This is a genomic window from Pseudomonas sp. NPDC086112 (assembly GCF_044746425.1).
In the GTDB taxonomy this organism is placed as follows: Bacteria; Pseudomonadota; Gammaproteobacteria; order Pseudomonadales; family Pseudomonadaceae; genus Aquipseudomonas.
Map to the genome: position 1 here is coordinate 106,457 of NZ_JBIVCD010000012.1, position 24,862 is coordinate 131,318.

Annotated in this window: 21 protein-coding genes and 3 tRNA genes; 18 read left to right on the forward strand and 6 right to left on the reverse strand. The window is 59.1% G+C overall.

All coding sequences use genetic code 11. From position 1 onward, the window contains the following. Positions 1–6 precede the first annotated feature (6 nt). The 5 genes from ACIPLA_RS11690 (at position 7) to ACIPLA_RS11710 (ending at position 6,407) form a co-directional block, all read left to right on the forward strand. Positions 7–1,578, forward strand: a complete 1,572-nt coding sequence (locus ACIPLA_RS11690; RefSeq protein ID WP_401173224.1) for a diguanylate cyclase — start codon at positions 7–9, stop codon at positions 1,576–1,578. Positions 1,579–1,738: 160 nt separating this feature from the next. Then, a complete protein-coding gene (locus tag ACIPLA_RS11695) occupies positions 1,739–1,906 on the forward strand; it encodes a hypothetical protein (protein WP_218399149.1) in 168 nt (55 codons plus the stop codon). A gap of 78 nt (positions 1,907–1,984) precedes the next feature. After that, on the forward strand, positions 1,985–4,555 hold the full coding sequence (locus tag ACIPLA_RS11700; RefSeq protein ID WP_401173225.1) for an EAL domain-containing protein: 2,571 nt from the start codon (positions 1,985–1,987) through the stop codon (positions 4,553–4,555). Between the two features lie 100 nt (positions 4,556–4,655). Beyond that, entirely contained in the window at positions 4,656–5,450 is a 795-nt protein-coding gene (gene xth / locus ACIPLA_RS11705) for an exodeoxyribonuclease III (protein ID WP_401173226.1), read from the forward strand. Between the two features lie 117 nt (positions 5,451–5,567). After that, positions 5,568–6,407, forward strand: coding sequence for an arylamine N-acetyltransferase (locus ACIPLA_RS11710; protein ID WP_218399151.1), 840 nt, complete (start codon positions 5,568–5,570; stop codon positions 6,405–6,407). Positions 6,408–6,488: 81 nt separating this feature from the next. On the opposite strand, the gene ACIPLA_RS11715 is transcribed toward ACIPLA_RS11710, so the two are convergent. After that, a complete protein-coding gene (locus ACIPLA_RS11715) occupies positions 6,489–6,833 on the reverse strand; it encodes a BrnA antitoxin family protein (RefSeq protein WP_192343310.1) in 345 nt (114 codons plus the stop codon). Between the two features lie 3 nt (positions 6,834–6,836). Then, on the reverse strand, positions 6,837–7,118 hold the full coding sequence (locus ACIPLA_RS11720) for a BrnT family toxin (RefSeq protein ID WP_123501395.1): 282 nt from the start codon (positions 7,116–7,118) through the stop codon (positions 6,837–6,839). Between the two features lie 254 nt (positions 7,119–7,372). Between ACIPLA_RS11720 and ACIPLA_RS11725 the strand changes: the two genes are divergently transcribed. Beyond that, on the forward strand, positions 7,373–8,890 hold the full coding sequence (locus tag ACIPLA_RS11725; RefSeq protein ID WP_123501394.1) for a nucleobase:cation symporter-2 family protein: 1,518 nt from the start codon (positions 7,373–7,375) through the stop codon (positions 8,888–8,890). Between the two features lie 174 nt (positions 8,891–9,064). On the opposite strand, the gene ACIPLA_RS11730 is transcribed toward ACIPLA_RS11725, so the two are convergent. Further along, positions 9,065–9,140: transfer RNA gene (locus ACIPLA_RS11730), tRNA-Asn, on the reverse strand. A gap of 226 nt (positions 9,141–9,366) precedes the next feature. Between ACIPLA_RS11730 and ACIPLA_RS11735 the strand changes: the two genes are divergently transcribed. Further along, complete coding sequence (locus tag ACIPLA_RS11735; protein ID WP_218399152.1) at positions 9,367–9,597, forward strand: hypothetical protein; 231 nt, start codon at positions 9,367–9,369, stop codon at positions 9,595–9,597. On the opposite strand, the gene ACIPLA_RS11740 is transcribed toward ACIPLA_RS11735, so the two are convergent. Both ACIPLA_RS11740 and ACIPLA_RS11745 read right to left on the reverse strand, forming a co-directional pair. Beyond that, on the reverse strand, positions 9,594–9,794 hold the full coding sequence (locus tag ACIPLA_RS11740) for a hypothetical protein (RefSeq protein ID WP_007905992.1): 201 nt from the start codon (positions 9,792–9,794) through the stop codon (positions 9,594–9,596). The two genes, ACIPLA_RS11735 and ACIPLA_RS11740, sit on opposite strands and share 4 nt — an antisense overlap. A gap of 235 nt (positions 9,795–10,029) precedes the next feature. Further along, the gene (locus ACIPLA_RS11745; protein ID WP_123501393.1) at positions 10,030–11,226 is read right to left on the reverse strand and encodes an amino acid aminotransferase; all 1,197 of its coding nucleotides are present in this window, start codon (positions 11,224–11,226) and stop codon (positions 10,030–10,032) included. A 337-nt stretch (positions 11,227–11,563) separates the two neighbouring features. Between ACIPLA_RS11745 and uvrB the strand changes: the two genes are divergently transcribed. The 11 genes from uvrB to ACIPLA_RS11800 all read left to right on the forward strand — a co-directional run bounded on the left by uvrB (position 11,564) and on the right by ACIPLA_RS11800 (position 23,114). Beyond that, positions 11,564–13,579: an excinuclease ABC subunit UvrB gene (gene uvrB / locus ACIPLA_RS11750; RefSeq protein ID WP_008007189.1), complete on the forward strand. Its 2,016-nt coding sequence runs from the start codon at positions 11,564–11,566 to the stop codon at positions 13,577–13,579. Positions 13,580–13,858: 279 nt separating this feature from the next. After that, a complete protein-coding gene (gene gltX, locus ACIPLA_RS11755; protein WP_401173227.1) occupies positions 13,859–15,340 on the forward strand; it encodes a glutamate--tRNA ligase in 1,482 nt (493 codons plus the stop codon). Between the two features lie 190 nt (positions 15,341–15,530). Continuing rightward, positions 15,531–15,606 (forward strand) — tRNA-Ala (locus ACIPLA_RS11760). Between the two features lie 80 nt (positions 15,607–15,686). Beyond that, a tRNA-Glu gene (locus ACIPLA_RS11765) sits at positions 15,687–15,762 on the forward strand. 182 nt (positions 15,763–15,944) lie between these two features. Continuing rightward, positions 15,945–16,484: a TetR/AcrR family transcriptional regulator gene (locus ACIPLA_RS11770; protein WP_218399154.1), complete on the forward strand. Its 540-nt coding sequence runs from the start codon at positions 15,945–15,947 to the stop codon at positions 16,482–16,484. Between the two features lie 30 nt (positions 16,485–16,514). After that, positions 16,515–17,348, forward strand: coding sequence for an alpha/beta fold hydrolase (locus ACIPLA_RS11775; RefSeq protein ID WP_123498688.1), 834 nt, complete (start codon positions 16,515–16,517; stop codon positions 17,346–17,348). Positions 17,349–17,396: 48 nt separating this feature from the next. Next, positions 17,397–17,846, forward strand: a complete 450-nt coding sequence (locus tag ACIPLA_RS11780; protein ID WP_030132386.1) for a thioesterase family protein — start codon at positions 17,397–17,399, stop codon at positions 17,844–17,846. A gap of 166 nt (positions 17,847–18,012) precedes the next feature. Next, positions 18,013–18,972 (forward strand): tRNA-dihydrouridine synthase, encoded by a 960-nt coding sequence (locus ACIPLA_RS11785; RefSeq protein ID WP_123498692.1) that lies wholly within the window; start codon positions 18,013–18,015, stop codon positions 18,970–18,972. Between the two features lie 130 nt (positions 18,973–19,102). Beyond that, positions 19,103–19,549, forward strand: a complete 447-nt coding sequence (locus ACIPLA_RS11790) for an Hsp20 family protein (protein WP_008075938.1) — start codon at positions 19,103–19,105, stop codon at positions 19,547–19,549. Positions 19,550–19,737: 188 nt separating this feature from the next. Further along, entirely contained in the window at positions 19,738–20,436 is a 699-nt protein-coding gene (locus ACIPLA_RS11795) for a DUF1266 domain-containing protein (RefSeq protein ID WP_401173228.1), read from the forward strand. Beyond that, positions 20,433–23,114 (forward strand): DUF805 domain-containing protein, encoded by a 2,682-nt coding sequence (locus ACIPLA_RS11800; RefSeq protein WP_401173229.1) that lies wholly within the window; start codon positions 20,433–20,435, stop codon positions 23,112–23,114. The genes ACIPLA_RS11795 and ACIPLA_RS11800 overlap by 4 nt, the downstream gene beginning before the upstream one ends. Here ACIPLA_RS11800 and ACIPLA_RS11805 read toward each other — a convergent pair. After that, positions 23,111–24,802: an Hsp70 family protein gene (locus ACIPLA_RS11805; protein WP_401173230.1), complete on the reverse strand. Its 1,692-nt coding sequence runs from the start codon at positions 24,800–24,802 to the stop codon at positions 23,111–23,113. The two genes, ACIPLA_RS11800 and ACIPLA_RS11805, sit on opposite strands and share 4 nt — an antisense overlap. Positions 24,803–24,862 lie beyond the last annotated feature (60 nt).

The following is a 24,862-nucleotide window of genomic DNA, read 5'->3' on the forward strand; positions in this document are numbered from 1 at the left end:
TCGCTTTTGCCTATCCCCATTCCCGATCCGCACCACGCGCCCGATGGTGCCTTGAGGCGGTTGCCCCTGCTCAAAGCTGCGGTGCTGTTTATTGCGGCAGTGTGCCTTTGTCTTTGTGGGCTGCTTTATCTGCAACTGGAGCAGTCGCGCCGTCACGATCTGGCGTTGGCCGAGGTGTCTTCGTCGAACCTGACGCGAGCCATGGCGCAACAGGCCGAAGACACGTTCATGAAAGCCGATCTGGTGCTGATCAGTCTGGTGGACTGGATTCAGGCTGAAGGTTTCGACGCTGTCCAGACGCCACGCTTGCAGAAAACCTTCGCCCGGCGGGTGCAGGCGCTGCATCAGTTGCACGGGATATTTCTGTTCGACAAGCAGGGGCAACGGGTCGTGACGTCGTTCGAAAACCTGTCCCGTGGCCCAGGTGTGGCGGACCGCGAATACTTCAGGTTTCACCAGCAGAACGTATCGTCCCTGGCACACATCGGCCCAGCGATTCGCAGTCGGGAGAGTGGCGAATGGATCATTCCGGTGTCCAGACGGATAAACGACCAGGACGGCAATTTCCAGGGGGTGTTGCTGGCCGGGATCAAGATGTCGTACTTCGACCAGTTCTTCAAAAGCTTCAGCCTCGATAACAACGGCGCGATGTTTTTGGCGTTGACCGATGGAACACTGCTGGCGCGACGGCCGTTTGTGGAATCGCAGATCGGCACGTCATTGGCTCAGGGGGAGATTTTTAAAAAACTTCTGCCCAGTGCGACATCCGGCAACGCCATGATCAGCTCGGTGGTGGATGGCATCGTTCGGTTGTATGGCTACCGACAACTCGATACCTATCCGGTGGTGGTCGCGGCGGCATCTTCCAAAGACGCGATCCTCAAGGACTGGTATGACACGGCGATTCAATCCAGTGTGATCGTCGCTCTGGTCGTCCTTGGCGTGGGGTTGTTCGGTTGGGTGTTCATTCATCAGGTGCGCGCGGGCGAGCGCATCGAGGCGGATTTGCGCGAGGCGCAGAAAACCCTGGAGCTGATCGCCACCCACGACAGCCTGACCGGGTTGGCCAACCGTCGATTGTTCGAGCGGGCGCTGGAGATCGAGTTCGGGCGCGGTGCCCGGCGGTCGAGCCCGCTGAGCCTGATCATGCTCGATATCGATTACTTCAAACGCTATAACGACACCTACGGTCATGTGGCGGGGGACCATTGCCTGGCCGAAGTGGCGCGGGCTCTGAAGAGTTGCTGTCACCGCAATGCCGATCTGGCGGTGCGCTACGGCGGCGAAGAGTTTGCAGTGCTGCTGCCGGACACCGACATCCATGGTGCGCTGACGATCGCTGAGAAGATCCGTCGCAGCGTCATGGACAAAAACATCATCCACAGCGGCTCACCCACGGGCTACGTGACGGTCAGCCTTGGCTGTTATTCGTTTGTGCCAACGGGGCACGACAGCACCGAAATGTTGATCAAGCGCGCGGATGCGGCGCTGTACCAGGCCAAGCATTCGGGGCGAAATCGTTCGGCGGTGTTGTCCATGGAAGGCGGCGTCGAGGCACTGATGCGCTCGGACCGCTAATGCTAGTCAGTTAAGTGCAATCCATGTGGGAGCGGCGGTGCGGCGATCCGACTTGCTCGCGAAGGCGGCGGCACAGTCAACATTGATGTCGCCTGACACACCGCCTTCGCGAGCAAGCCCGCTCCCACAGGTTTCGCATTGGTCGTCATGGATTGCTTTTATGCATCGAACTGCCCGTCCCACCGCCAGCACCACCAGTGCCACCACCGGCAGACCCCGTCCCGCCTCCAGCACCCGAGCCGGAACCGCTGGCGCCGCCATAGGTGCCCGTGCCGCTGACTTGCGTTATTCAGGGGCGGTGACCAGGCAGGGCTGCTATGGTCAGTGAAGAGCCTGGCTGTCATGACGACAGACCAGACCGCGCCGGCCTCACCCGATAAGGCGATCGATCGACAGGATCAAGTGCATGGATTTTACTGCCATTACTACCGCTGCACCTGCGCGTCATACACCGATTACTCGAAATCTGATGTTCGTCATCGGCGTGCTGTTTATGGTAGGGGTGTTGATCGCGCTGATGGCCCTGTTCAGCATTGCCGCACGGCTCGATATTCAGGATCTGGGCAAAACCACGTTCTACACGCAACGGGCACTTGAGAACCGCATCACCGCCTCGAAAAACTACATCGCCAGCTACGCCAACTGGACGACCGCCTACGACCACCTGAACGACAAGGTCGATGTGCAGTGGGCTTACGTCGAGCAGAACATGGGTAAAACCCTGTTTACCATCGATCACTACGACGCGGTTTTCGTAATCGATGGTCAGCGAACCAAATACGCCACGGTGCGCGGGCTGCTGGTTCAGGATCAGGCGACAGCCTATCTGTCGACCTCGATGGCGACGCTTGTAGACGAGGTTCAAAGTCAGGAAAGCCTCATCGAGCCCATCAGCCGGTACACTTTGTTCGAAGGCAAGCCGGCGCTGTTGACGGCGGCCGCGATCGTGCCCAATGACGAACGCCCGGCGGTCGATCCCAAGAGCACCTCAGTGCTGATATACGTCGACCAGTTGAACCCTGAAAAGCTCGCTACCTTGAGCGCCGATTACGGTTTGCATGACTTGAGCCTGACGGCCGACGACGTCATTGTTCCCGGTCAGCCAGCCGTCGCTCTGACCGGCACCGGTTACAGCCTGGACTCCCGGCTTGAGCAGCCGGGTCACCAATTGCTTTGGTCGTTGCTGCCGCCACTGGGCGGGGCGTTGTTGATTCTGGCGTTATTGACGGCTTACTTCTTTCGTTATGTCCTGCGCACGTCGGGGCATGTGGATGCCAGTTACACCAGCCTCGATTTGTCGAATCAGGCGCTTGAGGCCAGTGAAGAACGCTTTCGTGCGGTGGCCGAAGCCGCGTCCGACTGGATCTGGGAAACCGACGAACAGCATTGCATCACTTATCTGTCGGGGCGCTTCAGCACCGTCACCGGGTTCTCGGATCAACAATGGCTGGGGCAGAACATCGGGCAACTGCTCAATTGCGAAACCACGCCCTTGTCGCTGTGGCTGAACAAACTTGATGAAGAGCAAGCCGTCAGCCACTTGCGCTGTTCCTACCGTGATCAATCGGGGCAACAGCGAGTGTGCCGGGTGTCGGCGCGACCGATCCAGCGCAAGGGCGCGCTATTGGGTTTTCGCGGGACGGCCAGCGACATCACAGATGAAGTCGCCGCCCATGCGCAGATCCAGCATCTATCGATGCACGACGCACTGACCGGCTTGCCGAACCGCAACAAACTGGCGCGCTACCTCGAAGATGCGCTGGCACTGAAAGAGCAATCGACGGCGTTGACGTTGTTGATGATCGACCTGGATAACTTCAAGCCGATCAACGATTCCCTCGGCCACCCGGCGGGCGATGCGGTATTGCTGGAAGTGGCGATCCGTTTGCGCGAATGCACGCGGGATATCGATCTGGTTGCGCGATTGGGGGGCGACGAGTTCGTGCTGGTGCTCCACGGCATGGACAGCCACGCGGAAATCGACCGGTTTTGCGAGCGCTTGCTCGACAGCCTGCATCAACCGATCCATTACGATCATCACACGCTGCACATTGGCGCGAGCATCGGTATCGCCTTGAGTCGGCGCCAGGGGCACGTTCCGGAGGAGCTGATTCGCTGTGCCGATATCGCGTTGTATCAGGCCAAATCCAATGGCAAGAAGACCTGGTGCTACTTTGCGCCGCACATGAACGATCAGATCCAGCACCGCCGACAACTGGAAAGCGACCTGCGTCAGGCGATCAAGAACAACGAATTCGTGATGCATTACCAGCCGCGTTATCACGTCGATGGCAAACAGATCGTCTCGGTCGAAGCGCTGCTGCGCTGGCAGCATCCGGTGCAAGGCTTGTTGAACCCCGATGCGTTTATCCCATTGGCCGAGCAGACCGATCTGATCGTGCCATTAGGGCGCTGGGTGTTGCGCGAGGCGTGCGAGACAGCCCTGACCTGGCCGGGAGCGATGATGGTGTCGGTCAACTTGTCGCCGGTGCAGTTTGCCCGTAGCGATGTGATCGAGGATGTCCGGGAGGCATTGATCCAGAGCCGCTTGCCCGCCAGTCGACTGGAACTGGAGATCACGGAAAATGTGATGCTCATCGATGTCGACGGCGCTCTGGCGACCATGAATGCGCTCAAGGAGTTGGGCGTACGGCTGAACATGGACGATTTCGGCACCGGTTATTCTTCGCTCGGTTACTTGCGCACGTATCCGTTCGACGGGATCAAGATCGACAAGCGCTTCATTGCTTCCATGAGCAACGGCAGCAATGACCGCGCCGTGGTGCAGGCGATCATCAACCTGGGCAAGGCCATGGGCCTGACCGTGACGGCCGAAGGTGTCGAGACGCTGGAGCAACTGGACTTTCTGATTTCGGACCAGTGCCATGAAGTGCAGGGGTTCTACCTCAGTCGGCCGGTGGACAGATATGCACTGCTGCCGTTGCTCAAGGCATCATGGGACGATCACCCGCTGTAAGTCTCGCGCCTTTAGTCGCCTGTTTCGTTCGCCACGGCAACTGCCGTGGCGCACCCCGGTCACAACTGGATACCGCCCCATCCGTTGCGAGCGTCGGATCATGAAGAACCTGAAAATCGCCACCTTCAACGTCAACGGCATGCGCGCCCGCTTGCCGAACCTGCTGGCCTGGCTTGCGCGAGAACAGCCAGACATCGCCTGCTTGCAGGAACTCAAATCGGTCGACGGCGCATTCCCCGTCGCGGAGCTGGAGGCCGCCGGGTATGGCGCCGTCTGGCACGGCCAGGTGTCGTGGAACGGGGTGGCGATTCTGGCGCGCGATGCGCAGCCGTTGGAGAGCCGGCGCGGTTTGCCAGGTAATGACAGCGATACCCATAGCCGCTACGTGGAAGCCGCCGTGCACGGGGTTCTGGTGGGATGTCTGTACCTGCCCAATGGCAATCCGCAGCCGGGGCCGAAGTTCGATTACAAACTGGCGTGGTTCGAGCGTCTGATTTCGCACGCCAAGGACTTGCAGAGCAGCGACCATCCGGTGGTGCTAGCCGGCGATTACAACGTGGTACCCACCGATCTGGACATCTACAACCCGCGCTCCTGGCTCAAGGATGCGCTGCTGCAACCCGAGAGTCGCGCGTGTTATCAGCGGTTGCTGGATCAGGGTTGGACCGATTCCCTGCGTCATCTGTATCCAGAGGAGCGGATCTACACCTTCTGGGATTATTTCCGGCAGCACTGGCAGAAAAACTCGGGGTTGCGCATCGATCATCTGCTGCTCAACCCGGCACTGAGTCCTTACCTGCAGGAGGCTGGCGTCGATGCCTGGGTTCGCAACGAACCTCATGCCAGCGATCATGCACCGACATGGATTCGAGTGGGTTCGCGCAAGCGTCGATAATCCTGGCGTGTGCGGTGATTGGCTAAATCAATTGTCAGTCCGACCGTATTTTCCCTTATACATGGCGCCCATCGGTGGAGCGATCCATCCGCGGACCTCTGCATAAAGGATTGAGCGATGAGCGAGACACAACTGACGAATCTTGCGCTGTACCTGCAACGCCTGGGCTTCGATACGCCCCCGGCGCCGACCCTGGAAACCCTGCGCCAACTGCAGCTGCGCCACACCGGCGCCTTCCCGTTTGAAAACCTCACCACTTTAATGGGCGAACCGGTGCTTATCGATCTGCCGTCCATCGAGCAGAAAGTCCTGCACGAAGGTCGCGGGGGCTACTGCTACGAACTCAACAACCTGTTCCTGGCCTTGCTTCAGACGCTGGGTTTCGAGGCGCGCGGCATCACCGGCCGCGTGGTCATGAACCAGCCGGAAGGCGCATGGACCGCACGCACTCACCGCTTGAGCCTGGTAACCCTCGGCGGTGTACGCTACATCACTGACGTCGGCTTCGGCGGTATGGTGCCCACCGCCCCGCTGATGCTGGATACCGAAGCTGAGCAGTTCACTCCCCACGAAACCTATCGCATCGAACCGCATGCCGACGGCTACACCCTGCGTGCTAACGTCGGTGATGAATGGCGTGCGATGTACATCTTCGACCTGCAACGTCAGGAAGACATCGATTACACCCTCGGCAACTGGTACGTCTCGACCCATCCTGAATCTTCCTTCGTGAAACAATTGATGGTGGCGCGGACGGGGGAGGGATGGCGACGCACATTGAGTAACGGCAGCTTTGCCATTCACCGCATGGGCAGTGAGAGCGAGCGGCGGCAGGTGACGGATGTGGATGAGTTGATCGGGTTACTGGAACGTGAATTCGGGATTCGAGTGCCAGCGCAGGAAGTGTTGAAGCGGGTGCTGGAGCGGTTGATTGAGCCTGTGTCGCAGGCAAATTAAGCTCCACGCAAAGGGGCGGATTTGATCAATTCGCTCCTTTTTCTTTTGCTCGATCCAGGCGTGGGTGTGTTGGTTTTGTGCCTAGGAACGAACCTCAAGCTCCATCACGTGATGGATTTCGCTGAGGACCTCTGACAACTTTTTCTCCAGGCTTTTCAGCTCGGAGGCGGTGAGGCCTTTTTTGAGATGCCCGACATTGGCAACAGCCGTGTTCTGATCGGGCTTCGCCGTTTTGCCTTTATCACTGAGCAATGCCTGGCGCAGGGTATTGTTGATCACCGTCTGGTAGCCATACCCCTCGCTTTCTGCCAACGCGCGCGCGGCCTCTATGACGACATCATCGAGCATGATGGTGATTCGGGTCTTGCCTTTGCTGGAGGCAACCGCTCCACGCTTGGCATTGCTGAAGTCGTATTCATCTTTCATCGGTCAAGCCTCCATATAGTGGCGACGCTCGTTTTTGGTGGCGATGCGCGCGGAAATGATTCGCACGAAATTCGGGTCGCGGTAGGTGTATGCAACGACCAGCAGTCGACCTTTGGCATCCAGCCCGATGATGATCCATCGCTGCTCATCATGGTGGTTGTCCTGAAGCGTCAACGCTCGATCGTCATAAAACACAGGTTCTGTCTCGGCGAGGCTGATGCCTTGGTGCTTCAGTTTGTTGGCCGCGTTCTTTGCCTTGTGATACTGAATTTCGAATGACTTCATTATGCATACTTTATATGCATAAGCGAGAGGGCGGCCGTGCCGGCGGTCGCTTGGAAAGCAAAAGATTAGCGGTGGAGAGGAATAGGGGAGGAGGGATGTATTTCAAGAGTTTTTAGGCCGGAGGCTCTACGGCTTAAGGACAGTGTGAACATCTGTCCGTAATCTGACTGGTTGGTTGTATACAACTCTATAGACATTTGTCCTGACTATTGAATACAGTGTGCGCACAACAAAAACCAGGGAACCCCCCAACCATGAAAACGCCCCATGTTTCACAACAACGGCCCGAGGATGAGAATCTCGGGATCGGCGCGAATATGGCTTACGGCCTGCAACACGTTCTGACCATGTATGGTGGTATCGTCGCGGTGCCTTTGATCATCGGCCAAGCGGCCGGGCTCTCGCCGGCGGACATCGGTTTGTTGATTGCTGCTTCATTGTTTGCAGGGGGGCTGGCGACGTTGCTGCAGACCCTGGGTTTACCGTTTTTCGGTTGTCAGTTGCCGCTGGTGCAGGGCGTGTCGTTTTCCGGCGTTGCGACCATGGTGGCGATTGTCAGCAGCGGTGGGGAGGGTGGCTTTCAGTCGATTCTCGGAGCGGTGATTGCCGCGTCGTTGATCGGCTTGCTGATCACGCCGGTGTTCTCGCGAATCACCAAGTTCTTTCCGCCGTTGGTAACCGGCATTGTGATCACCACTATCGGCCTGACGCTGATGCCGGTGGCTGCGCGCTGGGCCATGGGCGGCAACAGCCATGCCCCGGACTTCGGCAGCATGGCAAACATCGGCCTGGCGGCGGTGACGTTGGTGCTGGTACTGCTACTGAGCAAGATCGGCAGTGCGAGCATCTCCCGTTTGTCGATCCTCTTGGCAATGGTCATTGGCACCGTCATCGCCGTGTTCCTCGGCATGGCGGATTTCTCGTCCGTCACCCAAGGCCCGATGTTCGGCTTCCCGGCACCGTTCCATTTCGGCATGCCGACGTTCCACTTCGCCGCGATTCTGTCGATGTGCATCGTGATCATGGTGACCCTGGTGGAAACCTCCGCCGACATTCTGGCCGTCGGTGAAATCATCGGCACCAAAGTCGACTCCAAACGCCTGGGCAACGGCCTGCGGGCCGACATGCTGTCGAGCATGATCGCGCCGATCTTCGGCTCCTTCACCCAGAGTGCTTTCGCCCAGAACGTCGGGCTGGTGGCGGTCACCGGGATCAAGAGCCGTTTCGTGGTGGCCACCGGCGGTGTGTTCCTGGTGGTTCTCGGTTTGCTGCCCTTCATGGGCCGCGTCATCGCCGCCGTGCCAACCTCCGTACTCGGCGGCGCCGGCATCGTGCTGTTCGGCACCGTGGCGGCCAGCGGCATCCGGACGCTGTCCAAGGTCGACTACCGCAACAACGTCAACCTGATCATCGTCGCCACCTCCATCGGTTTCGGCATGATCCCCATCGCTGCACCGAATTTCTACGACCACTTCCCCAGCTGGTTCGCGACGATCTTCCACTCGGGCATCAGCTCCTCGGCAATTATGGCCATCGTGCTGAACCTGGCCTTCAACCACCTCACTGCCGGTAACTCGGATCAACAATCGGTGTTTGCGGCCGGTACCGAGCGAGTCTTGCGTTATCAGGATCTGGCGGCGTTGCGGGAAGGGGATTACTTCAGCGAAGGCAAGTTGCGTGACTGCGACGGGAATGAGATTCCGGTGGTAGAGGCAGAGCATGGGCATGCCGAGCCGCGGGCGGTGCATGCGAAAAGCAGTGAGCATGTTTGACGGCGGTACCCGGTAAAGAGGCAGGTAGATCAAAAGATCGCAGCCTGCGGCAGCTCGGGGATTCGTGTGAGATGCGATCTCCGGAGCTGCCGAAGGCTGCGATCTTTTGACTTTATGGCGAGCACAAAAAAGCCCCTGAGTCTTTCGAATCAGGGGCTTTTCGGTCTTGCTGTCTGGCTCCACGACCTGGACTCGAACCAGGGACCCAGTGATTAACAGTCACTTGCTCTACCAACTGAGCTATCGCGGAATGGCGTCTATGTTACTGATTCAAAAAGAGAAGTCAAGCCTCTGTCGGCAGTTTGATGTTTTCATCGGATCAGAGGGGGGTTATCGGCCATTGGCGGTTACCAGAATCGCGGTAGAGGTCTACCATGGTCGCCCGGAAGTGGTGACACGCGCTGCCGGCCCTCAGCCGAAAAGGTACGCGCCATGAATCATCCAGCCCTCACACTTCAAAACAGCGGGGTGTTCGCATGAGCATCGCTCAGATCAGCCTGCCCAAAGGCGTTGGTCCGCACGCCGAGAAACTGTTCGACGCAATCACTCAGGCCAGCACCGCTGACGAATTGAACCGCGCGGGCGGCAAGGCCGAAGGTTTTGTCCTGGGCCTGGAAAGCACCAAGGCGATTAAAAGCCAGGTGGCCGAGTCGCTTTATGTCGCCTATGACGACGCGGCCAGCCAGCGCGCGGGCGAACTGGCCTAACCGCCGAAGGTAATAGTGCCGAGCATCAGCTTGGCGTACAGCATCGTGGCGGTCAGTTGTACCAGCCACAAGGCCAGGCCGCCAAGGAACACGCCCGCAGCCACTTGCAGCACCAGGTTATTACCGCGTTTGGCCGAAGAGCGGGGTACGAAGTGGTCCAGCTCGTCGCGGTCGGCGCGTAGGTCATCGTTTTTCATGTGGGTTCTCAAGAATTCTCGGGTGTACTCATAACCTGTGGGAGCGGGCTTGCTCGCGAAGGCGGCGGCACATCCAGCATCAATGTGACAGATAGACCGCTTTCGCGAGCAAGCCCGCTCCCACATTTTTGATCTGCGTGCAGTCTAGAGCGAGCGGTCGCCGAACTGGGAATTATCAAAGACAAATAAAAAACGGGAAGCCCTGCGGCTTCCCGTTTTCGTATCACGCGAGGACTCAGATCACCTGAACGATGGCCTTGGTCACGACGTCGATGTTGCTCTGGTTCAGCGCAGCAACACAGATGCGGCCGGTGTCCAGAGCGTAGATGCCGAACTCGCTGCGCAGGCGGGTAACCTGCTCAACCGTCAGGCCGGAGTAGGAGAACATGCCGCGCTGGCGACCGACGAAGCTGAAATCGCGCTGTGGAGCGTTTTTCGCCAGCAGGTCGACCATCTGGGTGCGCATGCCGCGAATCCGCAGGCGCATTTCTGCCAGTTCCTCTTCCCACTGGGCACGCAGTACCGGGCTGTTCAGCACGGCGGCGACGATGCTTGCACCGTGGGTCGGCGGGTTGGAGTAGTTGGTGCGGATCACGCGTTTGACTTGCGACAGTACGCGCGCGCTTTCTTCTTTCGATTCGCTGACGATCGACAGGGCGCCAACGCGCTCGCCGTACAGCGAGAAGGATTTGGAGAACGAACTGGAAACGAAGAAGGTCAGGTCCGATTCGGCGAACAGGCGCACGGCCGCGGCGTCTTCATCGATACCGTCGCCAAAGCCCTGGTAAGCCATGTCGAGGAACGGCACGTGACCTTTGGCCTTGACCACTTCCAGCACGTTTTTCCAGTCCGCCGGGCTCAGATCCACGCCGGTCGGGTTGTGGCAGCAAGCGTGCAGCACAACGATGGAGCCGGACGGCAGGGCGTTCAGGTCTTCCAGCAGGCCGGCGCGGTTAACGTCGTGGGTGGCGGCGTCGTAGTAGCGATAGTTCTGCACCGGGAAACCGGCGGTTTCGAACAGGGCGCGGTGGTTTTCCCAGCTCGGGTCGCTGATGGCCACGACGGCGTTCGGCAGCAGTTGCTTGAGGAAGTCGGCGCCGATTTTCAGCGCGCCGGTACCGCCGACGGCTTGGGTGGTGATAACCCGGCCAGCGGCGATCAGCGGCGAATCATTGCCGAACAGCAGTTTCTGCACGGCCTGGTCGTAGGCGGCGATGCCGTCGATCGGCAAGTAGCCACGGGAAACGTGTTGAGCGGCGCGAATCGTCTCGGCTTCGACAACGGCGCGCAGGAGTGGAATTCGCCCCTCCTCGTCGCAGTAAACACCGACCCCCAGGTTGACCTTGTTGGTACGGGTATCGGCATTGAATGCTTCGTTGAGGCCCAGGATTGGATCGCGTGGTGCCATTTCGACAGCGGAGAACAGGCTCATTATTGCGGCGGCTCTGAATGGAGTGTGGAGGGACGTGTCGCGCTCCAGCCGAATGCACTAGAGCGGTGCACAAACGGGGAGCTAGTATAGAGGCCATCAGCGATTGATGGCGACAGGCGATTCGGCTTTTACCGTAAGTTTTTCCAATTATTTTTCGATCGTGGGTCGAGTGGTGTCGTCAAAGGTTTTACCCGATGTAGGACGTTTGCCTTGAAAGCGATGGCAATCGGCTCCACATTGAGCACAATCCAGTTTTTTCCTTGGGCGACATCGGTCGTTTGTGGTTTTTTTCGTCGCTGTCCGGTTTGACCGGACAGGCGCGAATCCAGAGGTATGTATGTCTGAATTCCAGCTAGTTACCCGCTTCGAGCCCGCCGGCGATCAGCCGGAAGCCATCCGCCTGATGGTCGAGGGCATTGAGGCCGGGCTGGCGCACCAGACGCTGCTCGGTGTGACCGGCTCGGGCAAGACCTTCAGCATCGCCAACGTGATCGCCCAGATACAGCGCCCGACGCTGGTGCTGGCGCCCAACAAGACCCTGGCCGCGCAGTTGTATGGCGAATTCAAGGCGTTCTTCCCGAACAACGCCGTTGAATACTTCGTGTCTTATTACGACTACTACCAGCCCGAAGCCTACGTGCCGTCGTCCGATACCTTCATCGAGAAGGATGCCTCGATCAACGACCACATCGAGCAGATGCGCCTGTCCGCCACCAAGGCGCTGCTGGAGCGCAAGGATGCGATCATTGTCACCACTGTGTCGTGCATCTACGGTCTGGGCAGTCCGGAAACCTATTTGAAGATGGTGTTGCACGTGGATCGCGGCGACAAGCTCGACCAACGCGCGCTGTTACGTCGGCTGGCCGACCTGCAATACACCCGCAACGACATGGACTTCGCCCGGGCGACCTTCCGGGTGCGCGGCGACGTGATCGATATCCACCCGGCGGAATCCGATTTCGAAGCGATCCGCATCGAGCTGTTCGATGACGAAGTGGAGAGCTTGTCCGCCTTCGATCCGCTGACCGGTGAAGTCATCCGCAAACTGCCGCGTTTCACCTTCTATCCAAAGAGCCACTACGTGACCCCGCGGGAAACCCTGCTCGAGGCCACCGAAGGGATCAAGGTCGAATTGCAGGAGCGCCTGGAATACCTGCGCTCCAATAACAAACTGGTGGAAGCCCAGCGACTGGAGCAACGCACCCGTTTCGACCTGGAGATGATCCTCGAACTGGGTTACTGCAACGGCATCGAAAACTATTCGCGCTACCTGTCGGGCCGTGAATCCGGCCAGGCGCCGCCCACGTTGTTCGACTACCTGCCGGCGGATGCCTTGCTGGTGATCGACGAATCCCACGTCAGCGTGCCGCAAGTCGGCGCCATGTATAAAGGTGACCGTTCCCGGAAAGAAACGCTGGTGGAGTACGGTTTCCGCTTGCCCTCGGCCCTGGACAACCGGCCGATGCGTTTCGACGAGTTCGAAAGCATCAGTCCCCAAACGATTTTTGTCTCGGCCACGCCGGGCAATTACGAGGCGGAGCACGCCGGCCGAGTGGTCGAGCAATTGGTGCGACCGACTGGCCTGGTGGACCCGCAAATCGAGATTCGTCCGGCGTTGACTCAGGTCGACGACTTGCTCTCGGAAATCACCAAGCGTGTGGCCCTGGAAGAGCGGGTGCTGGTTACCACGCTGACCAAGCGCATGTCCGAAGACTTGACCGATTACCTGGCCGACCACGGTGTGCGCGTGCGTTACCTGCATTCGGACATCGACACCGTGGAGCGGGTCGAAATTATCCGTGACTTGCGTCTCGGCGTCTTCGATGTGCTGGTGGGGATCAACCTGCTGCGTGAAGGCCTGGACATGCCGGAAGTCTCGCTGGTGGCGATTCTCGACGCGGACAAGGAAGGTTTCCTGCGTTCCGAGCGCTCACTGATCCAGACCATTGGCCGGGCGGCGCGCAACCTCAATGGGCGGGCGATTTTGTACGCAGATCGCATCACCGGCTCCATGGAGCGGGCGATCGGCGAGACCGAGCGTCGTCGCGACAAGCAGATCGCCTTCAACCTGGCCAATGGCATTACGCCGAAGGGTGTGTTCAAGGACGTCGCCGACATTATGGAAGGCGCGGTCGTGCCGGGTTCGCGCAGCAAGAAGCGCAAAGGCATGGCCAAGGCCGCCGAGGAAAGTGCCAAGTACGAGGCCGAACTGCGCTCGCCAAGCGAGATCAGCAAACGCATTCGTCAGCTGGAAGAAAAGATGTACCAGCTCGCCCGCGACCTGGAATTCGAAGCCGCGGCGCAGTTGCGCGACGAAATCGGCAAGTTGCGGGAGCGGTTGATCGCGGTTTGATTTGTGGTGTCTGACAGGGCCTCTTCGCGAGCAAGCCCGCTCCCACAGTAGACCGCGTCCGCCCGGACAACTCGGTCAACTGTGGGAGCGGGCTTGCTCGCGAAGGCGTACGACTGAACGCCATATTCGTCAGCTAAAGCGCTTCCCCCCAGCCCTCAACCCACCTCGGCCTATGAGTGATGTGGAGGTAAATACCCCACTCACTGGAGCCGGGCGGCTATCGCCTGTTACCATTCGCCTCTTGTTTGATCTTCGCTTTTATTCTTTTCGAGACATGCCATGACCACCGTCCGCACTCGCATCGCGCCATCGCCTACCGGGGACCCCCACGTAGGTACCGCTTACATCGCTTTGTTCAACTACTGCTTTGCCAAGCAGCATGGCGGTGAGTTCATCCTGCGGATCGAAGACACCGACCAACTGCGTTCGACCCGCGAGTCCGAACAGCAGATTTTCGATGCCCTGCGCTGGTTGGGTATCGACTGGAGCGAAGGCCCGGACGTCGGCGGCCCGCACGGTCCTTACCGTCAAAGCGAGCGCGGCGATATCTATCAGAAGTACTGCCAGCAATTGGTCGACTTGGGTCATGCCTTCCCGTGCTTCTGCACGGCTGAAGAACTGGACCAGATGCGCGCCGAGCAAATGGCCCGCGGCGAAACCCCGCGTTACGACGGCCGTGCGCTGTTGCTCTCCAAGGAGGAAGTCGCGCGTCGTCTGGCCGCTGGCGAGCCACACGTCATCCGCATGAAAGTGCCGACCGAAGGCGTGTGCGTGGTGCCTGACATGCTGCGTGGCGACGTCGAGATCCCGTGGGATCGCATGGACATGCAAGTGCTGATGAAGACCGACGGCTTGCCGACGTACTTCCTGGCCAACGTTGTCGATGACCACTTGATGGGCATCACCCACGTTTTGCGTGGTGAAGAATGGCTGCCTTCGGCGCCGAAACTGATCCTCTTGTACGAATACTTTGGTTGGGAGCAACCGCAGCTGTGCTACATGCCACTGCTGCGTAACCCGGACAAGAGCAAGCTGTCCAAGCGCAAGAACCCGACCTCGGTGACGTTCTACGAGCGCATGGGTTTCATGCCGGAAGCAATGCTCAACTACCTGGGCCGCATGGGCTGGTCGATGCCGGACGAGCGCGAGAAGTTCTCCCTGCAGGAAATGGTCGACAACTTCGACCTGCAGCGCGTCTCCCTCGGCGGGCCGATTTTCGACATCGAGAAACTGTCGTGGCTCAACGGCCAATGGCTGCGTGACCTGCCGGTGGAAGAGTTCGCCGCTCGTCTGCAAAAGTGGGCGCTGAACCCTGAATACATGATGAAGATCGCACCGCACGTGCAGGGCCGGGTTGAAACCTTCAGCCAAGTCGCACCGCTGGCCGGCTTCTTCTTCGCTGGTGGCGTGAACCCGGACGCCAAGCTGTTCGAATCCAAGAAACTCTCGGGCGATCAGGTTCGTCAGTTGATGCAGTTGATTCTATGGAAGCTGGAAAGCCTGCGGCAGTGGGAGAAGGACAGCATTACCGCGACGATTCAGGCGGTGGTCGAATCCCTGGAGTTGAAGCTGCGTGATGCCATGCCGCTGATGTTCGCCGCGATCACAGGGCAGGCCAGCTCGGTGTCGGTGCTCGACGCGATGGAAATCCTCGGTCCGGACCTGACCCGTTTCCGTCTGCGCCAGGCTATCGATCTGTTGGGTGGCGTGTCGAAGAAGGAAAACAAGGAGTGGGAAAAACTCCTGGGCGCTATCGCTTAAGGCTGTTTAACCTTGTGTAGGAGCTGCCGAAGGCTGCGATCTTTTGATCTTGCTCTTCGGCGCCACCCCCGTTTTTCGGGGGGAGGGCGGTAAGTGATTGTTATGTGGGCAAAAAATTTTGGAAATTGTTAAAAATAAGTTTGACAGCCTTCCGATGCGCCATTAAGATTCGCCCCGTCCTCAGCGATGAGGGGCTATAGCTCAGCTGGGAGAGCGCTTGCATGGCATGCAAGAGGTCGACGGTTCGATCCCGTCTAGCTCCACCAATTTTACAGTTCAAGGTCTGGCCACACCGGCCTTGAATCGATCAGCTCTCAGCACTGATCAGTTGTATAGAAGGGTTTGTGTCCCCTTCGTCTAGTGGCCTAGGACACCGCCCTTTCACGGCGGTAACAGGGGTTCGAGTCCCCTAGGGGACGCCACGATTACCCGCTCTGCGGGATTTTTAAGGGTCATTCAATTATTGAATGGCCCTTTTGTTTGTCTGGCGTTTGGCCAACTCTCCTTTTTTCTCAAAACTGTTCTTCAGACCAGCGGTCACATCCGCGACTTGCGAAAAATTATTATGAGAATAATATTCTAGTCGTAATATTCGGAGGCAACGATGAACGATAAAAAAGCTCAAACCCGCGAACGCATCCTCAAGGCTGCCAGTGCAGCGCTGATTCAGCGCGGCCCGGCCGAGCCGAGCGTGGGCGAAGTGATGGGCGCGGCCGGCCTGACGGTCGGCGGCTTCTACGCGCATTTCGAAAGCAAGGACGCGTTGATGCTGGAAGCATTCAAGCAGCTACTCAGCCATCGTCGTGGCTTGATCGCCGACATGGATGCCGAATTGACCGGCGAAGAGCGTCGCGCGTTGGTCGCAGCGTTCTACCTGTCGCGCAAACACCGTGATTCCACCGAGCGGGCATGTCCGATTCCGGCGTCGGTCGGCGAGCTGGGCCGTCTGCCGGACGAATTTCGTGTGGCATTGAGTGAGCATATTGAGTTGATGGTCGCGCAGTTGGCGGCCAGCCCGGAAGAGGCCGACAAAGCCTTGGCCGACATGGCCTTGATGGTCGGTGGTTTGGCTCTGGCGCGGGCGCTGGGGCCAGGAGAGTTGTCCGATCGATTACTGCGCGCCGCCAAGTCGGCGGTGCTATGACCTGAAGGCGCCAGCCTGAGGAGATGAGCGATGAACACGTTGAGCTGGGTTCGTGGCGTTAATGGCACCTTGGGCTGGTTCGCGCCGCAGTTGGTGGCGAGCAAGATGCGCCTGGCGTTCATGACTCCGCGGGAATTGCCGCCGCGTGATTGGGAATTGCCGCTACTGGCGAAATCCGAACGGATCACCTTGCGTTTCGGCCTCTCCGCGTTGCGTTGGGGACAAGGGCCGGCGGTGTTGTTGATGCACGGCTGGGAGGGCCGGCCGACACAGTTTGCCGCGCTGATCACCGCGCTGGTCGATGCCGGTTACACCGTGGTTGCCCTGGACGGCCCGGCTCACGGTCGCTCACCTGGTCGCGAAGCAAATGTGGTGCTGTTCGCCCGGGCCATGCTCGAGGCGGCCGCTGAGTTGCCGCCGCTGCAAGCGGTCATCGGACACTCCATGGGTGGCGCCAGTGCCATGCTCGCAGTTCAGTTGGGCTTGCGTACCGAAACCCTGGTCTCGATCGCCGCCCCGGCGCGAATTCTCGGGGTATTGCGTGGGTTCGCACGCTATGTACGCCTGCCGCCCAAAGCGCGTTCGGCGTTTATTCGCCAAGTCGAGAAAGATGTCGGCATGCGTGCCGCTGCACTGGATGTCGCGCACTATCAGCTCGACATGCCGGGGCTGATCGTCCATGCCGAGGACGACAACTTTGTTCCGGTCAAGGAATCCCAGTTGATCCACGAAGCCTGGTTCGACAGCCGTCTGTTGCGCCTGGAAGAGGGCGGGCATCAGCGGGTGCTGGCCGATCCTCGGGTGATCGACGGCGTTCTTTCGCTGCTGGCCGGTCGCAGTCTGCAATCGCGCCAATCGGCCTGAGCATCCGTTACACTGCCCCGGTCGAAATAATCTGACCAGGAGTGGGGCATGGGCTGGGATCGGGCAACGCCGTTTATCATTGATCTGGAAGTGGGCGCCGAGGACATCGACGGGCTGGGCCATGCGAACAACGCGGTGTACGTGACCTGGCTCGAGCGTTGCGCCTGGCGCCACTCGCAGCGGCTGGGCCTGGATCTGGTCGAATACCGACGGCTGGATCGGGCGATGGCGGTGGTACGGCACGAGATCGATTACCTGGCGGCGGCCTATGAGGGTGATGAGTTGCAGTTGGCGACCTGGATCGTCGATTGGGACCAGCGCCTGAAAATGACCCGACACTTTCAATTGAAGCGCCCCAGCGACAACACGACCTTACTGCGGGCGCAAACCACTTTCGTGTGCATCGAACTGTCTACCGGCAAGCCCAAGCGCATGCCGGCGGAGTTTATCGAGGGCTATGGCCCGGCGTTGCAAGAGTTGGATTCAGCGAAAATTTAATGTGGGAGCGGGCTTGCTCGCGAAAGCGGTTTAACATTCAACGATTATGTTGCCTGTTAGTCCGCTTTCGCGAGCAAGCCCGCTCCCACAAGGGATCTGCGATGTTCTGCAGATTTTCCGCGTAATCCAGTAAACTGCCGCACGTTTTTCGTTGAGTGTGTTTTTCATGCAAATTGCTTTGGCGCCCATGGAGGGGTTGGTCGACAACATCCTGCGGGACGTGCTGACCCGTGTGGGCGGTATCGATTGGTGCGTGACCGAATTTATTCGGATCAACGATCAACTGCTTACGCCTGCCTATTACCACAAGTTCGGTCCGGAACTGCTGACCAACGCCCGAACCGCCTCCGGCGTGCCGCTACGGGTGCAACTGCTGGGCTCCGATCCGGTGTGCCTGGCGGAAAACGCCGCACTGGCCTGCGAGTTGGGTTCCGAAGTCATCGACCTGAACTTCGGCTGCCCGGCCAAGACCGTCAACAAATCCCGTGGCGGTGCGGTGCTGCTCAAAGAGCCTGAACTGCTCAACCAAATCGTCGAACACGTCCGTCGTGCGGTGCCAGCGCACATTCCAGTGACCGCCAAGATGCGCCTCGGTTTCGACAGCCCGGACGGTGCACTTGTCTGCGCCACGGCCCTGGCCGAAGGCGGCGCGGCGCACATCGTGGTTCATGCGCGGACCAAGACCGATGGCTACAAGCCGCCAGCCCACTGGGAATGGATTCCTCGGGTGCAGGACGTGGTCAAAGTGCCGGTGTTTGCCAACGGCGACATCTGGAGCGTCGAGGACTGGCGTCGTTGCCGCGAAATCAGCGGCGTCGAAGACATCATGCTCGGTCGCGGTCTGGTATCGCGTCCGGATCTGGCCCGGCAAATCGCCGCCGCCCGCGCCGGTGAAGACGTCGTTGAGATGACCTGGGCCGAGCTACTGCCGTTGATTCAGGACTTCTGGCTGCAAGCCAAAGCGCAGATGACACCGCGTCAATCGCCGGGTCGCTTGAAGCAGTGGCTGGCGATGCTGACCCGCAATTATCCCGAAGCCGTAGAGCTGTTCACCGTCCTGCGTCGTGAGACCGAACTGGATAATGTCTCGCGTTTACTGGGTCTGCAGGTGTCTGAAGCGGCCTGAATCTACTTAAAAAAATCTTGAAATAATCTCTTGAAAAGCAATCAGCGGTCCTTATCTAAGGATTACGCGATGCCGAATTCGGGTCGCGGAGACAAAAAAACTTGCTGATTATGTTCAGGAGATTTGAATCATGAGTACTGCATTTTCCCTGGCCCCACTGTTCCGTTCCTCGGTAGGTTTCGACCGTTTCAACGACCTGTTCGAAACCGCCCTGCGCAATGAGCCAGGCAGCACCTATCCACCCTACAACGTTGAAAAATACGGTGATGACCAATACCGCATTGTCGTAGCGGCCGCCGGTTTCCAGGAAGAAGACCTGGACCTGCAAGTGGAGAAAGGTGTGCTGACCATCAGTGGCGGCAAACGTGACGCGGACGAAAGCGTCACTTACCTGTACCAAGGCATCGCGCAGCGCGCCTTCAAACTGTCGTTCCGTCTGGCGGACCATATTGAAATCAAGGCCGCCGAACTGCGCAACGGTTTGTTGAGTATCGATTTGCTGCGCGTGATTCCGGAAGAAGCGAAAGCCAAACGCATCCCGATCAACGGGACGGAAAAACCGGCTCTGCAGCACTGAGTCATTCGAAGAAATACATTCGTTTGAACAGGCTGTAACCCGCTGAATGAAGGCCCCGACTTGTCGGGGCCTTTTTGTTTCCAGGCAAAAAACAGCAATGCAAGCTTTGCCGCCTTGCGACGGTTTCTCTACAATCCGCGCCAGTTTGCCGACCCCCATCCTGCCAGGTCGGCCCGGAGCTTTTTTTCATGGAAGAGATGCAACAGCGTTGGCTGTGCGGTCTATCTGCGCCGATGGTGGCCCTCAATCCTCGCGCCATTTACGACGAGCCTGCTTTCTACTCCGATCCGCAATTCATCGACCTGCAATGCAGCTGGGGCATCAATGACCGGCCGCAGTTGTTGGACATGCTCGAAAGAATGACCGATAACGGCCACGCCACACACCTCGCAAATGCGTATCGCTCATGGCAGCGCTGTTTGCCCAGTGAGTGGCAGGCGTTGCTCGAGACGCTAGATACGCGTGAGCGCATCTTGCATGAGTTTGCCAGTCGTACTTATAGCGGCTGCGGGCCGGGTGGTATTCAGGCGTGGGATTTGGGGCGTATGGGCTTTCTCTTGCGTTGTGGCGTGCGCAACGAGTGGATCGATCTGTGCGAGAGTCTCTGGCTGCATAGTCGACTGGCGGTGAGGGCGCAATATCACTACGGCAGCTGGTTTTCTTATTTCAATGGGTTTCTGGCCGGCCGTGCATTCTGGGGGTGTCTGAGCAGCAGTGACCAAACGCTCGCTTACGAACTGGACCGACAAGGGGAATGTTCAAGCAGTCTGCGCATCGCTCACGGCCTGAACCGAAACGTGCCTTCTTTCCTGGCCGACTTGCCCTGGCACATGGACCTCAACTTACCGCCACGCCCGGCGTCCCTTGAGGAGTTCGACTGGTCATGAGTTGCTGGATACGCCTGGGTATAGAACCCACCAAAGACCAGACACTTATTCGAAATGCCTACCGCGCGCGTCTGCCGGAGCATCATCCGGAGAGTGATCCTGAGGGCTTTCAGGCACTGCGTGAGGCCTATGAAAGTGCCAACCGTTTCGCTCGTCATGAAGAGGTCGAAATCGAAGATCAAGGCGCTGATGCCCCCGAGATTCCACAGACCTTGGTGGATTTTTACGCATTGCTCGAAGATCCGGCCCGGCGCTTCAATCTGGAGGCCTGGCAAGCGTTTGTCAAAGCGTTGGATCAGCTGCCTCTGGACGCTTTTGATGACCTCGGTTGGGGGCTGTTCCATGCATTGGCCAATGCCGGGTCGCTGTCTTACTGCTGTGCGAATCTGCTGGCGCAACGGATGGGTTGGGAACACCAGTTGCTGGATCTGGAGTTCGAGCAGGCGAATAAAGTTGAACAGTTCCTGCAACGCATCAAGACGCCAGACCCGTTCGACACGACACTGATGAGCGGCTGGTCCGAGCCTGCACAGATGGAAACCCTGTGGTATGTCCGCAGCCTCGACTACCTCTTCGATCATTGTCCGCTCCATGAATTCGAAGACTTTGTCAGCCATCACACCTGTTTGCCGCTGCCGGCAGACGAAGTGTTCATCAAGCGTTTGCTGGTGCGGTTCACTCAGGCAGGTATCGGTGGTGCAGGTCTGCAGCGGCTGTGTGTCGAACAACAGAGCCAAGCGCCAGACGATGTCGATTGGCTTTATTTGTTGGCTTGTCAAAACAGTTTGTTGGGTCTTGAGGATCAGGCGCTGCCTTGCTGGATCCGGCTCTGGCTGGAGTATCGTCACCCGAAGGCCGAAAGCTTCTTGCTGCAGCTTTGCGCCAAACGTCAGCCAGACTTTCTCGCGCTGCTGATTCAGGCCTTCGACCGTCTGGAAAGTTTCCGTGACTGGTCCCATGACCTCGACGATGCCACTCAAGAATATGGCAGCCCTTCACAGCGTCCCGAAACGCTGGCTCGCTGGCTTGGGGTCGGGCAACTCAATCTGCAAGGTTTGGCAGGCGCATTTGTCGATTGGCGGATGACGGGGGATGAACTGCCTCTGCTGGCATTGCTTCTAGGGGAGCATGCGGATTCCCGCTTGCAGCGTCTGTACCGGCATGCATGGGCCTTGCATCGTGGGGATGTGTGGTTGTTGCAACAAATACTGGACGAGCCGCATCCGTTCGATGCCCTTGAGGGGTTGGTGCTGAGCGGGTTCAAGTATCAGGCAGAGCAGCAGCTCCATTGGTTGAGTCAGGCGCCGATTCCATTGGCAATGAAGGCCTTTCTCAACAGTCGTTCAGTTGAACCGCAACTGGCCGAGGAACTGACAAAAGACGAGCCGCACAAGATTTGTCGCCTGTGGCTGCGCAGGCTGCGGGCTTACGATCAGCCTGCCCTGGTGCGGATCGATCAGGCATTTGATTTGCTGGACGCAGAAACGGACGCGAACTTGCGCAGCTTGAGCCTGCTGGTCCAATTGGGGCAGCGAGGCGCGGTCCTTCCGGACATTGCGCAAGGCGAGGCAGCGTGGCAATGGCACGCTCAAACGGTATTCCTGCTGGCATTACTCGAACAGCCTGAGCGTTGGCTGGCGTTGATCGATGCGCAATGCCTGGAGCGACTGGAGGTCAATCCGGCTCATCCCCTGAGTCGACTCCAGCCGTTATTGCGGCGTTTGCAGCGTGAGCAAGGTAACTGCACCGGTTTGCTGGGGTGGCTGCAAGGTACCGATCCGGTCCATGGCTTGCTCGTGCAGCAGCTGTTCAATGTGCAGCAGGTCCTCGACAGCGCAGCGCTGCCCGGTAACGCGCAGCTCTATACCTGCATTGAAAGTGATCCTGATGCGTGCGGCGAGGATTTGCTGGGGCTGATGCTGCTCTGGGGTGTGCTGTATCACGATCCGAGCCTTGACGCCGAGCAACATCGCGCACTGTTGCAATCCATCGCCGCTATCAGTTGTGAAGATGACTGGTTCGAAGCGTTTCGTGATGGTTTGCTCAAAGGGGATCCTGTTTGGCCGCCGCGCAAAGTGCTGACGGATTTCGACGTCGACAAGCTGCTGGTCTATGAAGTCCTCGATACGCTGAGAAGCCTCATTCGTTATGGCGCGGCAGGAGTTCCCAGGACCAAGGTGCTGCAACAGTTGCAGCGCGGCAAGGATGAAACCGCGAACAGTGTCGGCCTGCGTCTGGCTTTGACTGCGTTGCTGTCCTGGAGCGAACGCTTGCTCCTGGCCAAAAGCGACACTCGCTCGGTGCCGTCTGCTGCGGTCTGGCGCTTGGGCACGCGATTGGGGCGCAAGGCGTTTATCGGGCAGGTGCTGGGGTGTGTGGTGATTACCCCGATCGTGGCGCTGCTCAGCGGCACTGCCGTCTCGGGGGTTGTCATGCTGTTGCTGGGCATCGCGTTGGTGCTCAGTGCGATTCTGCGCCGGCTGCATGACATTGGCCGCGGGATCCCCACACTGCTGATTATTGCCTGCCTGACGCCGGTAGTGCCGTTCCTGCCTCTGGTGTTGTTCGGCTTTCCTGGCGACAGGCTGCCTAACCGCTATGGTGTGCCGCCGGACAGCGCCGGTGAGGACACGCTGCCCGGTGGTTTGCAGGCGACCCTGCGGCGGCTTAACGGCTAAAGGCGCAGTTGATCCAGCGCTTTATTGAGTTGTGACCGATGGCTGGCAATCTCCGCCGATTGCTGGCCACCGAGCACGGCGGTAAAGGCATCCAGCCAACCGGCAATTTGTTCGCGCTCATCGCCCAGGCTCTGCGTCCACGCACGCTCCAGTCGTGCCAGCAGGGTGCGATTGGGCAGCGCGTCCCGTGGATGGATTTTCAGGGCGCTGAGCCGTTCATGGCTGTTTTGCCGTGATTGCGGGTCGAGCCCGGTGGGGCTGCGATCAATGCTGTGGCTATGGCGTTCGCCGCTTGCCAGCAGGGTCACGTCAACTTCAAGCAAACCGTTGATGTCGTAGCTGAAGCGCACATCCAGGGCCTGTGTCTGGTCGCAGGGTGTCACCGCGACGTCGAAAGCATCGATGAAAATATTGTCCCGCACCCACGGCCGTTCACCCTGATAGACCGCGATACGGATTTGGTCTTGCTGCGGATGGGTGGTGTAAAAGCGTTGCACCCGAGAGGTCGGGATCACGGTGTTGCGTTCGATGATCGGCGAGAAGGCGCCGCTGACGTCTTCACCGCGATTGGTCGAGATGCCCAGAGTGTACGGGCAGACGTCGGTCAGGATCAGCTCCTCGATTGCGCTATCGCGGGCCTTGCATGCCGCCTGGGTGGCGGCGCCCAGTGCGACAATCGTGTCCGGGTCGAGATGGCGATAGGGCAGGCGCCCGAACAGTGTGGCGACCATCTGCTGCACGGCTGGCATCCGCGTAGCACCGCCGACCAGCACCAGACTGTCGAGGTCCCGGGGCTTGAGCCGTGCATCGCGCAGGGCTTGTTCGATGGGCGCGCGCAACCGGGCCAGCAGCGGTTCCCAGATTTTCAGCGCGGCGGCTTCATCCAGCGACCACTCGCGCAAGACGCCGGCGCCATTCCAGTTCAGATGCTGGATGCCTTCACTGAGTTTGCATTTGAGTTGCTCCAGAGCATCACCCAGGCTGGCCAACCCCTGGCCGTCGATCAACTGCGGGGTGAGTTGCCAGTCTTTCAGGCAGGCCTGTAGCAACGCTGCAGTGAAGTCTTCGCCGCCGAGGAAGTTGTCGCCGGTGGAGGCATGCACTTCAATCAGCGGCAGTGCGTATTCAAGTACCGTGACATCGAAGGTGCCGCCGCCCAGGTCGAAAATCAACGTGCGCTCGAACTTCTGCTCGTGCAGCCCGTACGCCATGGCGGCGGCAGTCGGCTCGTTGATCAGTCGTGACACCGTCAAGCCTGCCAGCTCGGCGGCAAACAGCGTGCGTTTGCGTTGCTCGTCACTGAAGTAGGCCGGCACCGAAATCACCGCCTCATGTACCGGATGGCCCAACCAGGCTTCGGCATCCTGTTTGAGTGAACCGATCACCAGCGCTGACAGTTCTTCCGGGCTGAATTGCCGCCCGCCCAGTTCGAACTGTTTGTCGCTGCCCATAAAACGCTTGAACGCCGCCACTGTGCGTTCCGGATGGGTGGTCAGGCGGGCGCGAGCCGCATTGCCAACCAGAATGCTGTCGTCCTCATCGAGGCTGACCACTGAAGGGGTGAGGAAATCGCCGAGGGCGTTGGGAATCAACTGTGCCCGACCTTTCTGCCAAACGGCGATCAGGCTATTGGTGGTGCCAAGGTCGATACCCAGCAAGGCCGGGCGGGGGAGGGTTGCATCCTGCATGGTTGATCTCTTTGGGGCGGTGCAAAAAAACGCGACCCTACAGGTTGAGAGAAAACCTGG